We start from the raw sequence: 12,934 nt of genomic DNA on the forward strand, positions 1-12,934 counted from the left end.
GAGCTGAAATGAATGTCGGCTTTTTTTAGGAAAAGGAAGTTGAGGTACCCGCTGCTGGCTATGCTGATAGTGGGACTGGCTGCAGTCATTCTGATCGCATTTACATCAGAACTGGCCGCAGGTATATTCTTTTTTCTTTTCGCTGCCGCTTTTGCGTCTGCCTGGCTGATTGAAAAAAGGACGTATGAAGCGACCGAAAAGCATATTGAAACCCTTTCCTACCGAATGAAAAAAGTCGGGGAAGAGGCATTGCTTGAAATGCCGATCGGTATTTTATTGGCAGATGAAGATTTCAATATTGAATGGGCAAATCCCTATATCAGCTCGATACTCGAGCACGACACGCTGATCGGTGAATCGATCTACAGCCTGTCGGATGATTTCCACACCCTGGTGAAATCGGAAGAAATAAGGGATTTGACGGTGACACTTGGCGACCGCAAATACCAGGTCTATTATAAATCGGATGATCGCCTGTTCTATCTGTTCGATATTACAGAGCAGATTGAAATCGAGTCGCTGTATTATGCGGACCGCACAGTGATCGGCATCCTGTTCATCGATAATTACGATGAATTGTCACAGGGCATGGACGACCAGATGCGCAGCAATCTGAACAGCCTCGTCACGTCGCTGGTCAATGACTGGGGAGCGAAGCATGGCATTTTCGTCAAACGGGTTTCATCAGACCGTTTCATGGCAGTGTTCAATGAATCGATCCTGCAGCAGCTGGAAACCTCGAAATTTGCTATTCTGGACGATATCCGTGAAGTGACAGCAAAAGATAATCTGGCGCTTACGCTGAGTATCGGAGTCGGAGCCGGTTCGGCATCGCTTGTCGAACTCGGCAGCATGGCACAATCCGGGCTCGATCTTGTTCTTGGCCGCGGAGGCGACCAGGTGGCGATCAAGCATCCGAGCGGTAAAGTGAAATTCTACGGAGGCAAGACAAATCCGGTCGAAAAACGTACACGCGTACGGGCACGGGTCATTTCCCACGCCCTCCGCGATTTGATCCAGGACAGTGACCAGGTCTTCATCATGGGGCATAAAATGCCGGATATGGATTCCATCGGAGCGGCTGTCGGCGTTGCCAAAATGGCCGCGATGAATAAAGTCAAAGCGAGTATTGTCCTCGATTTCGACGAATACGACCGCAGTGTCAGCCGTTTAATGGAAGAGATCGAAAAAGATGCGGATCTGTTCGAGCAGTTTATCACCCCGGAAGAAGCTTTGGCCGATATGACGGATAACTCGCTGCTTGTAGTAGTGGATACCCATAAACCGTCGATGGTCATCGAAGAACGGCTGCTTCAGCGGATGGAACGGGTCGTATTGATCGACCACCACCGGAGAGGCGAGGAATTCATCACCAATACGATGCTGGTTTATATGGAACCTTATGCATCTTCAACGGCAGAGCTCGTGACGGAATTGATCGAATACCAGCCGAAGCATGAGAAATTGTCGATGCTTGAAGCGACGGCGATGCTTGCCGGCATCATTGTCGATACGAAAAGCTTCACGCTCCGCACGGGGGCGCGCACATTTGAGGCAGCTTCCTATCTGCGGGCGAACGGCGCAGATACCGTACTTGTGCAGCGTTTGCTGAAAGAAGATATGGATACCTATCTGGAACGTGCAAAATTGATCGAAACAGTGGAATTTGTCGGAAACGGCATCGCCATTGCACATGCTCAGCCGGATCGCATTTACAGCCCTGTGCTGATTGCGCAGACGGCCGATATTTTATTGACAATGAAAGACGTCAACGCCTCCTTTGTCATCGCTGAACGCAGTGAAGGCGGCATCGGCATCTCAGCCCGCTCGCTCGGAGAAGTGAACGTCCAGATCATCATGGAAAATCTCGGAGGCGGCGGCCATTTGACGAATGCAGCCACACAATTGCCGGAATCGACGATCGAAGAGGCAATCGAATTAGTGAAACAAACCATTACAGATATTTATGAGGGGGAGCAAACCGAATGAAAGTTATATTCCTGAAAGACGTAAAAGGCAAAGGCAAAAAAGGCGAGATTAAAAATGTGGCGGACGGTTATGCACATAACTTCCTGCTGAAGAACAATCTGGCGAAAGAAGCCGACCAGGCAGCAATCAGCCAATTGGCCGGCCAGAAGAAAAAAGAGGAAAAAGAATCGGCGGCGGAACTGGCTGAAGCTCAGAAACTGAAAGAGCAGCTGGAAGACCTGACGATTGAATTGAAAGCGAAATCCGGTGAAGGCGGCCGATTGTTCGGTTCCATCACAACCAAACAGATTGCCAAAGAACTTGAAAAAACGCATGGCGTGAAACTCGATAAACGCAAAATGGAACTGGATGATGCCATCCGTGCACTGGGCTATACGAATGTACCGGTAAAATTGCATCAAGAAGTGACAGCGACGCTTAAAGTCCACGTAACAGAAGAAGCATAAGGGGATGGGCCGATGAATGAAATGATGGATCGTGTCCCTCCGCATAATCAGGAAGCCGAACAATCGGTTCTTGGTGCCGTGTTTCTAGAACCGCAATCCCTGATTTCGGTCGCGGAAATTGTCATGCCCGAAGATTTCTACCGCATCGCCCATCAGAAAATCTTCCAGACGATGATCAATCTGTCGGATCGTGGAAAAGCGATCGATGTGGTCACTGTCACAGAAGAACTTTCCGCCAAAAAGGAATTGGAAGATGTTGGCGGGCTGTCGTATCTGACAGAAATCGCCAACGCCGTTCCGACTGCTGCGAACGTCGGACATTACGCGCATATCGTCGAAGAGAAAGCGCTGCTGCGCCGGCTGATCCGCGTGGCCACTTCGATTGTGGAAGATGGCTTTACCCGCGAAGACGAAGTGGAAGCGCTGCTTGCTGAAGCGGAAAAGAAAATGATGGAAGTATCCAGCCGTAAAAACGCCGGAGATTTTATTCATATCAAAGACGTACTTGTAAAGACGTATGACAATATTGAATTGTTGCATACCCGTAAAGGGGACGTCACAGGCGTCCCTACAGGTTTCCGGGATCTTGATAAGATAACAGCCGGGTTTCAGCGCAACGACCTGATCATCGTAGCTGCACGTCCTTCTGTCGGTAAAACGGCTTTTGCGCTCAATGTGGCGCAGAACGTGGCGACAAAGACAGATGAAAATGTCGCCATCTTCAGTCTGGAGATGGGTGCGGAGCAGCTCGTCATGCGGATGCTCTGTGCAGAAGGCAATATCGATGCGCAGGTGCTGCGGACCGGTGCCCTGCAAAATGAAGACTGGCGCAAGCTGACGATGGCAATGGGCAGTCTGTCGAATGCCGGCATCTTCATCGACGATACGCCGGGTATCCGAGTGAATGATATCCGGGCGAAATGCCGGCGCCTGAAACAGGAATACGGCCTCGGCATGATCATGATCGACTATCTTCAGCTGATTGCCGGAACCGGCAAAGCCGGCGAAAACCGCCAGCAGGAAGTTTCGGATATTTCCCGTTCCCTGAAAGGTCTTGCCCGTGAACTTGAAGTTCCCGTTATCGCATTGTCCCAGCTGTCCCGTGGAGTGGAGCAGCGCCAGGACAAGCGGCCGATGATGTCGGATCTTCGTGAATCAGGGAGTATCGAGCAGGATGCCGATATTGTTTCGTTCCTGTACCGTGAAGATTATTACGACAAGGAAACAGAAGATCAGAACATGATCGAAATCATCATTGCCAAGCAGCGTAACGGCCCGACCGGCACGGTGAAGCTGGCATTTGTGAAGGAATACAATAAATTCGTCACTATCGACTGGAGTCAGCATGAATCCGGTGGATCCTTCTAAACACGAACGTTTAAATGTGGTAACACATTTACGTTCGTGTTTTTCTCTGTTTTTGATTGACTTAGGCGGTTTTCACTGATACAATAAACACTGTTTGATACAAGGGCGCAAGCCTAACGGAGGTGCGGACAATGACATCAGTCGTAGTAGTAGGAACGCAATGGGGAGACGAAGGAAAAGGGAAAATCACGGATTTTCTATCAGAACACGCAGAAGTGATTGCACGCTATCAGGGCGGAAATAACGCCGGGCACACAATTATTTTTGGCGGCGAAACATACAAGCTGCATTTGATTCCATCGGGGATCTTCTATAAAGATAAAATTTCAGTGATTGGCAACGGCATGGTTGTGGATCCGAAAGCTTTGGTCAAAGAGTTGAAAGGCCTTCACGACCGTGGAGTGACGACAGAAAATCTGCGCATTTCAAACCGTGCTCACGTCCTTCTGCCTTACCATATCAAGCAAGATGAAGTGGAAGAAGCACGCCGCGGCGCCAATAAAATTGGGACAACCGGAAAAGGCATCGGGCCGGCTTACATGGACAAAGCTGCACGTGTCGGCATCCGAATGGCGGATTTACTGGATCATGTCGTATTCGAAGAAAAACTTCGCATGAACCTGACAGAGAAAAACCGTCTGTTCGAGAAATTCTACGAAACGGAAGGCTTTACTGTCGAGGAAATCCTGGAAGAATATTATCAATATGGACAGGAGATCGCCAAGTACGTAACGGATACGTCAAAAGTGCTGAATGACGCATTTGACGAAGGCCGCCGTGTGCTATTCGAAGGCGCACAGGGCGTCATGCTTGATATCGACCAGGGGACTTACCCATTCGTGACGTCATCCAATCCGGTTGCCGGCGGAGTGACCATCGGAGCGGGCGTTGGACCGACGACGATTTCACATGTCATCGGTGTATGTAAAGCCTATACATCACGTGTAGGTGACGGGCCGTTCCCGACCGAATTATTCGATGAAGTGGGCCAGCAGATCCGTGAAGTCGGTAAAGAATACGGAACAACTACAGGACGTCCGCGCCGCATCGGCTGGTTCGACAGTGTGGTCGTGCGCCACGCAAGACGCGTCAGCGGACTGACGGATCTGACGGTCAATTCGATCGACGTATTGACAGGACTTGAAACGGTGAAAATCTGTACAGCTTACCGCTATAAAGGTGAATTGATCACAGAATATCCAGCGAACCTTCGCATGCTTGCCGATTGTGAGCCGGTGTACGAAGAGCTTCCAGGCTGGACCGAAGATGTCACTGGCTGCAAATCACTTGATGAATTGCCGGCAAACGCGCGTCATTACCTGGAGCGCATCGCCCAATTGACAGGCGTACAGATCTCAATCTTCTCGGTTGGACCTGACCGCAACCAGACGAATATTGTAACGAGTGTTTGGAGATAACACCGAAAAGCGACGGCACCCGCTTAGCTCTGAAAGGCATAAGACGGAACAATGAAGTGGCGGTTTTTGCCACGGAATTGGGCTGGCTTATGACCCGAAGAGCTGGGTCGCCGGAGTCTGGACAAAGAAAAGCGACAACGGCCGTTCAGCTCCGACAAGCGTAAGGCACGCTGGCGAAGCGGCATATTTCCAGCCGCACAGCCAGAGGGGCTTACGACTCGAGGAGTTGGCCGGTTGGAGTCTGGACACCGAAAAGTTAACTAGCTGCTAAGCCGAAAGCCGGACAAATCTGTCCGGCTTTTTTGTTATGTTAATAAAATGTCCACATTTCAATTTTCAGAATGCTACAGACTCATGACAATAAAGAGGGTTTATTTCCTTTATTATCCTATTATTTTGCATTTTCAAAGCTTTTATGCATTAAAAATAGCTGAATTCCGCTAGTTTCATCCATTAAATGGAATTAAATGGATGAAACAATACAGTTTATTTACATAGAGCAGAATTATGTTATTTTGATATAAGTTTATGATAAAGTGATGGAGGCTTAAATAAATCAGAGACTTAAAGAGAGAAACGTCAAAAAGGGGAATTTTGGTTCTGTTATGAAAAATGCTATTGGTAAGAACATTGGTTCAAACGTGATGAAAATTGCAGCTTCGGCGTTTTTATTGCTTGGATTGAATGTAAATCCTGCAACAGCAGAAAATGTCGGCCATGAAGGCCTGGCAACTGTCTACCATATATATACGGACGGCGGATATCTTGGAGCCGTTTCAGAAAATGAAAAAGTTGAAGAACTGGTGGATCGGAAAATTGCCGAAACCATGGAGGACTTCAGTGAATTGAAGTTGGAGCCTGAAAAGAGCTTTAATGTGATTGCCGAGCAGGTTTTCGAACCGACGGTCAAAGATGAGCAGGAAATCCTTTCACAATTGGATGAAAAACTGGAAGTGAAAGCTTCGGCTTTCGCATTGACTTTGGACGGTGAAATCATTGCGCAGCTGAAAGACCGCGCCGCATATGATGAAACAATCCGTCAGGTGCTGCTTCAATACGCAAGTTCCGAAGAGCTGGAGCAATGGGAAGCGAATAAACTCAAAACGGGTGAGTTGCCTGGACTTGAAACGGACGAAACGCGCATTACGTCAATTGATATCGTAGAGGACCTGGCAGGTGTGACGGCCCAGGCCGCGCCGGAAGAAATCATGGACGCGAAAGAGGCGGCGTCCTTGTTGAAAGATAAAGGGCTGACGGTCATTGTCGAAAAACAGAAAAAGGTAGAAGAAGGCATTGAATTCGAAACCATTGAACAAGAAGATGGTGAAATGTACATCGGCAAGTCGGAAGTCGGCCAAGAAGGCAAGAATGGCGAAAAACAAGTGACTTATGCCATTACTGAAACGGACGGCAAACAGACAAACCGTCATACAGTCACTGAAGAAGTGATAACTGAACCGGTTGAACAAGTGGTTTTAAAAGGCACGAAGGAAATACCGACAGTCGGGACCGGGAAATTCAGCTGGCCGGCTGAAGGCGGTTATATATCAAGTAAATTAGGGCCGCGCTGGGGCAGCCATCATAACGGCATCGACATCGCTCGACCGGATGGCTTTGATATTCTGGCTGCTGACCACGGAGTTGTCAGGGCATCAGGTCCTGACGGCACATTCGGCAACCGGGTCATCATCGATCATAACAATGGCTATGAAACGATTTATGCCCACCTCGCTTCAATCGATGTAAAAGTCGGCGACAAAGTTCCGCAGGGCATGAAAATCGGTGTCATGGGAACGACTGGCCGTTCGACCGGGATCCATCTGCATTTTGAAGTTTCAAAAGATGGCGTCACGAAAAATCCGTTGGATTATATCGAACAATAAAATACTGAAGCAGGAAGCCAGCAGGGAAACGAATGATATTTCCCTGCTGGCTTTCGAATATGGAATGATTATTTCCCGGGAAATATCACCTGATCAGTGAGAGGTGCTAAACAGCCCCAACAGTGATAAAGTAAAGTTAGAAAAGTTTAAGATCAGGATGGGTATTTCTATTTAAAAAGGGGAGATCAAGGATGAATAAAACGATTTTGGTAGTGGACGATGAAAAACCGATCGCAGATATCCTGCAATTTAATTTGAAAAAAGAGGGCTTTAACGTAGTCTGTGCATATGACGGCGACGAAGCGATCAAATTGGCGGAAGAAGTGAAGCCGGATCTGATGCTTCTGGATATCATGCTTCCGAATCGCGACGGCATGGAAGTGTGCCGTGAAGTGCGGAAGAAACATGATTTTCCGATCATCATGCTGACGGCGAAAGACTCTGAAATCGATAAAGTGCTCGGCCTGGAACTGGGTGCCGATGATTATGTAACAAAACCATTTTCTACAAGAGAATTGGTTGCGCGCGTGAAGGCGAACCTGCGCCGCCAGAATATCATACCGGCTGAAGAAGACGGGCCGAATTCGAACGACATCCAGGTAGGTGCGCTGACGATCCAGCCGGATGCATACCTGGTGCTGAAACGGGAAGAAACGATCGAATTGACGCATCGTGAGTTCGAATTGCTGCATTATCTTGGCAAGCATATCGGCCAAGTCATGACGCGTGAACATTTGCTCCAGACAGTATGGGGTTATGATTATTTCGGAGACGTACGCACAGTGGATGTAACGATCCGCCGTCTGCGTGAAAAAATTGAAGATAACCCGAGTCATCCGGCATGGATTGTCACGCGCCGCGGTGTAGGGTATTATTTGCGAAATCCTGAACAGGAGTAGTCTGCATGCAGAAAGTAACTTTTTTTAAATCAATCCATGTGAAAATTGTGCTGATTTACATCTTGCTCATCCTTTTGGCGATGCAGATAATCGGCCTTTATTTTGTGCAGCAACTGGAAGAGAAGCTGATTTACAATTTCGAGGAATCGATTCTGGACCGGATGGAAATCATTGAGTTCAGTGTCAAAGAAGAAATTACCCGAACGCGGACAGATGACGACCTGAAAGTGGAGCAAAGCCTTCGTTCTGTCCTGCAGGGCTTTAACTCTTCTGATATTTCGGAAATAAGGGTAGTGGATGCGCGCTACCGCATTCTCGGATCATCAGCGATTGAAAAACAGCCGTTGATCGGCCAGCGTTCGGCAGAAGAACTGGTGCGGGAGACCATAGTCAATGTAAAACCGCAATACCAGATCAAGATAAATGAAGAAAACGACCGCCGGGTATGGGTCGCGACACAGCCGATTGTGACAGCTGGCGGTGAATTGCTTGGGTCCCTTTATCTCGAAGCGAAAGTGGAAAATGTCTATGACCAGATGGATGAGATCAATTCAATCCTTGCAGGAGGGACGGCGCTGTCCCTCTTGATTACAGCGATTCTTGGGATTTTGGTGGCACAGACCATCTCCAAGCCGATTTCGGATATGCGAAAACATGCGCAAGCGATGGCGAAAGGGAATTTCTCCCGCAAAGTGCGAGTTTACGGCGACGATGAAATCGGCCAATTGGCAAAAGCGTTCAACCATTTGACGAACAGGCTGCAGGAATCCCAGCAATCGACAGAAAGTGAGCGCCGGAAACTGGCGTCGATTTTAGCGAATATGACGGACGGCGTATTGTCGACGGACCGGAGAGGAAGAATCATCCTCATCAACGACCCGGCTCTCCGTTTATTGAATGTTTCACGTGAAACGGTGATGAATCGGCCGATTACCAGCATCTTGGGGCTTGAAAGCGAATATACATTTGAAGACCTGATTCACATGAAAGAGTCGATCACACTCGATGTCGGTACATCGGAACAAAATACGCTGCTGCGGACGAATTTCTCGGTCATTCAAAAAGAGACCGGATTCGTCAACGGTTTGATTGCTGTGCTGCATGATAATACCGAGCAGGAGAAAATCGATATGGAACGCCGTGAATTCGTAGCGAACGTTTCCCACGAATTGCGGACGCCGCTGACAACGATGCGCAGTTATCTGGAAGCTTTGGCGGAAGGCGCCTGGAAGGATACGGATCTTGCTCCGCATTTCCTGAATGTCACACAAACGGAAACGGAGCGGATGATCCGTCTGGTGAACGATTTGCTGAAGCTGTCGAAAATGGATTCAGGCGAAACGGAACTCAATCGGGAAATGGTGGACTTCAAAGTATTCTTTAACCGCATCATCGACCGTTTTGAAATGTCGAAATCACAAAATGTTACATTTAAGCGTGAAATGCCTACCCAGCCTTATTTTGTCGAAATCGATACGGACAAGATGACGCAGGTATTTGATAATATCATTTCCAATGCGCTGAAATATTCACCGGACGGCGGCACTGTGTCCTTCAAATTGAGTGAGGAAGACGGGATGCTGCAGACTAAGATCAGCGACCAGGGCATGGGGATCCCGAAAGAGAACCTCGATAAGATTTTCGACCGGTTCTACCGGGTCGACCGGGCGCGTTCCAGGGAAATGGGCGGTACCGGTCTCGGACTGGCCATTTCCAAAGAAGTGATCAATGTCCATGGAGGCACCATCTGGGCTGACAGCAGATATGGCAGAGGGACCACGATCTATTTCACGCTTCCATTTGAAACAGATGACGGAGGTGAGTGGGAATGAAATACATCGAGCAAATAAAGTCGGCAGCCTTATTCCTGCTTGTTTTCCTGAGTCTGGGCCTGACGTTCACCATCTGGAATTTCACGCCGACGACACTGGATCCGATTGATCCGACACCGCCCATCGATACGGCAATAGCTGATTCGAAGAAAATCGAGCAGGTGGTCCGTCCATTGAAAATTCTGTTCCATAGTGAAGAAAGCGTCAAAGGAACTGTGAATAAAGATGAAATCGATTTGGTCCTGGATTCCATGGATCAATGGCATATCAGTGATTTGACCTTATTATCGGATGAAGCGAACGCCGCTGAACTGACTGAATATATGCATCAGCCTTCACGGGCCGTGCTTTATTATCCGAGTGCTGTGCCTTTCCCGGTTTTTGACGCGATGATGGATCTCTTCGACACGAATGTGCCGGAAGCGACATTCAACCGCATGGTCATAAACTGGGAAAGCTCCGCAAATGGCCAGTTGGTCATTTACTTCGTCAATTCCGACTCGGGCCGTATTTACGAAGGAACCGTACAGATCCTCGACGTTGAAAAATTTGCGGAAAATATAATTGAGCCTTCTGAGCAATACCCGCTGTATTTAACGGACGCCTCGATTGGAACCGTTCCGGTTTATGTGCCTGCAGAACCAGTCGATTTATCGAGTTATGTCTATCTATATGAAGAAACACCGATGGAGGATTATGCCGACAGGCTGTTCAATGCTTCCAGTTTCCAACCGGCGGGCAATTTGCTCGGCGGCGGATATACGGATAATACAGGCGCATTCCTTGAACGGGAATCGGCTGTCAAAGGCTTGAGTTATGTTCAATCGAAAGCGGAAACCGCTGATCCGGCGATTCCATCGGAACTGGTCTTCAATACGATAAAATTCATCAATGACCACGGCGGATGGACAAATGATTATTACTATTTCCAGATGGAACCGCTCAACCAGGAAATCGAATACCGGCTGTTCATCAATAATATGCCGGTCTTCGGCCCGTCCCTTTCACCTGCAATCGATGTGAAGTGGGGGATGGCCGACGAACAGGAGCAGGTATTCCGGTACGAACGACCGGTTTACGTACTGGAGCCGACGGGAAGAACCGATGCTGAAAACCAGGCTTCCGGTGCGGCCGTGCTCGCAGCTCTAGCCCGTTTGGATGAAGAAGAACGATCTGCTGTGACTGAGGTTGTGTCAGCTTATGAACTGGTGCGCAACGTGAATGATCCGGATCGGCTCATGATCGTCGAACCGGCCTGGTATTTTAAGATGGATGGCTCATGGCTGAAATTATCGAACGAAGTGATAGGGGGAGGACCATTTGGACTGGAGTAGAACAAAGTCGATATTCATCATCGTCTTTTCCATTTTGAATATCTTTTTGTACTCCCTGTATGTGGATCGCTATACCGAAGCCGAAAACTATTCGAAGTTGTCTGAGCCTGCAGTGGATGCACGCCTTGAAATTGATAATATCACGTATCCGGCAGATCTGGGGGCAGACCCTGAGGAAGAACCGTATATCAGCGGCACCAGAATGGCCCTTACAAAGGAAAACGTGCCTGCTGAAAATGCGCGGGTGACGGTGACGGAAGAATATCTGTTGAATGTGGTTTTAGACGAACCGATCAGGATCGGCGACGAATTAAACAAAGAAAGCCTTGAAGCCTTCCTGTCTTCTACTGTTTTCGAAGGGGATGAGTACATCCTTTGGGATATTGTCCAGGAAGAAAACAGAGCAGTCTTTTTTCAGGTAATCGAAGGGAAAACGTTGTATCATAGTGATAGTGGTAAAGTGACCTTATTCTGGAATGATGAAGGGGAAGCGGTCCGCTATGAACAAACCATGTTTACGGATCTCGTAGAAAATGCGCAGAGCAAAAAATTGATTTCCCAAAAACGGGCAATTGAAACCCTGTATCAAAACAGTATCCTGCAGCAGAACTCTGAGGTCACATCTGTGAATCTTGGTTATTCCGTTTATGTGGCAGTGTCGGAAGAAACGCGGATGTTCCTCCCGACCTGGAGAGTCGTCGTGAAACTGGAAGACGGCACGACAGCGGATTATTACGTAAACGCCGTCAAAGACGGAGTCATCGAATTTAAGGCACCGGAAGAAGAAGGTTCAGAGTAAGGAGTTTTTACAATGCGGTTTAGTGTATTGGCAAGCGGTTCAAGCGGCAATGCCATCTATATAGAAAATGACCGGCATTCATTTCTTGTGGATGCAGGCCTGAGCGGCAAAAAGATGGAAGAGCTATTCGCTTCCATCGGCAAAAAAATGGGCGACCTGGACGGCATCCTGGTGACGCATGAACACAGCGACCATATCAAGGGGCTGGGCATCGTCGCAAGAAAACATAAAGTGCCGATCTATGCCAACGCCAAAACCTGGCTGGCCATGGAAAACCTGGTCGGCGCGATACCGGTCGAACAGCGTTTCCATTTTGACATGGATACAGTGAAGACATTCGGTTCATTGGATATCCAATCGTTCGCCGTCTCGCATGATGCCGCGGACCCAATGTTCTATGTATTCCATGAAAACGGCCGAAAGCTCACGCTGATTACGGACACCGGCTACGTCAGCGACAAGATGAAAGGCATCATCACGGCTTCCGATGCTTACGTGTTCGAAAGCAACCACGATGTCGGCATGCTGCAGATGGGCCGTTATCCGTGGTCGGTCAAACGCCGGATCCTGAGTGATGTAGGACACGTATCCAATGAAGACGCGGCAGTCGCCATGAGTGAAGTGATGGCAGAAAAGCCGACGAAAATCTATCTGTCCCATCTAAGCCGGGACAATAACATGAAAGACCTCGCCCGCATGAGCGTCGAACAGACATTGCAGACCAAAGGCATCATTGTCGGTGAGTATGTGGATCTGCTTGATACAGATGCGAATATACCGACGAAGTTGGTTGAGGTATAGAAAAGCGGCGGCCGGAAGCAAATTTGCTTCCGGCTTTTTTTGATTTATAGGGGACGGCGGGATTTATGTGCGGAGAATGGGATTTGTGAGCGGAGAATGAGATTTATGAGCGGAGAACAGAATTTATGCGCGCAGTACCAATTTTGCGCATGAACTATCAGATTT

At 48.5% G+C, this 12,934-nt stretch carries 10 protein-coding genes; all 10 read left to right on the forward strand.

Annotation, left to right across the window (positions count from 1 at the left end):
• Window positions 1-12: 12 nt before the first annotated feature.
• On the forward strand, window positions 13-1,989 hold the full coding sequence (locus tag IQ294_RS07195) for a DHH family phosphoesterase (RefSeq protein ID WP_203333363.1): 1,977 nt from the start codon (window positions 13-15) through the stop codon (window positions 1,987-1,989).
• Window positions 1,986-2,435: a 50S ribosomal protein L9 gene (gene rplI / locus IQ294_RS07200; RefSeq protein ID WP_203333364.1), complete on the forward strand. Its 450-nt coding sequence runs from the start codon at window positions 1,986-1,988 to the stop codon at window positions 2,433-2,435. The genes IQ294_RS07195 and rplI overlap by 4 nt, the downstream gene beginning before the upstream one ends.
• A gap of 12 nt (window positions 2,436-2,447) precedes the next feature.
• Window positions 2,448-3,803 (forward strand): replicative DNA helicase, encoded by a 1,356-nt coding sequence (dnaB, locus tag IQ294_RS07205; protein ID WP_203333365.1) that lies wholly within the window; start codon window positions 2,448-2,450, stop codon window positions 3,801-3,803.
• 131 nt (window positions 3,804-3,934) lie between these two features.
• Window positions 3,935-5,221, forward strand: coding sequence for an adenylosuccinate synthase (locus tag IQ294_RS07210; protein ID WP_203333366.1), 1,287 nt, complete (start codon window positions 3,935-3,937; stop codon window positions 5,219-5,221).
• A 605-nt stretch (window positions 5,222-5,826) separates the two neighbouring features.
• Complete coding sequence (locus IQ294_RS07215) at window positions 5,827-7,104, forward strand: peptidoglycan DD-metalloendopeptidase family protein (protein WP_203333367.1); 1,278 nt, start codon at window positions 5,827-5,829, stop codon at window positions 7,102-7,104.
• A 191-nt stretch (window positions 7,105-7,295) separates the two neighbouring features.
• Complete coding sequence (gene yycF, locus IQ294_RS07220) at window positions 7,296-8,003, forward strand: response regulator YycF (protein ID WP_203333368.1); 708 nt, start codon at window positions 7,296-7,298, stop codon at window positions 8,001-8,003.
• 5 nt (window positions 8,004-8,008) lie between these two features.
• Entirely contained in the window at window positions 8,009-9,835 is a 1,827-nt protein-coding gene (gene walK / locus IQ294_RS07225) for a cell wall metabolism sensor histidine kinase WalK (protein ID WP_203333369.1), read from the forward strand.
• Window positions 9,832-11,169, forward strand: coding sequence for a YycH family regulatory protein (locus IQ294_RS07230; protein WP_203333370.1), 1,338 nt, complete (start codon window positions 9,832-9,834; stop codon window positions 11,167-11,169). Before walK ends, IQ294_RS07230 begins: the two co-directional genes overlap by 4 nt.
• Window positions 11,156-11,968, forward strand: coding sequence for a two-component system regulatory protein YycI (locus IQ294_RS07235; protein WP_203333371.1), 813 nt, complete (start codon window positions 11,156-11,158; stop codon window positions 11,966-11,968). The genes IQ294_RS07230 and IQ294_RS07235 overlap by 14 nt, the downstream gene beginning before the upstream one ends.
• Window positions 11,969-11,980: 12 nt before the next feature.
• A complete protein-coding gene (locus IQ294_RS07240) occupies window positions 11,981-12,769 on the forward strand; it encodes an MBL fold metallo-hydrolase (protein ID WP_203333372.1) in 789 nt (262 codons plus the stop codon).
• Window positions 12,770-12,934 lie beyond the last annotated feature (165 nt).

The sequence above is a fragment of the Planococcus beigongshangi genome (genome assembly GCF_016820495.1).
Classification (GTDB): Bacteria; Bacillota; Bacilli; order Bacillales_A; family Planococcaceae; genus Planococcus; species Planococcus beigongshangi.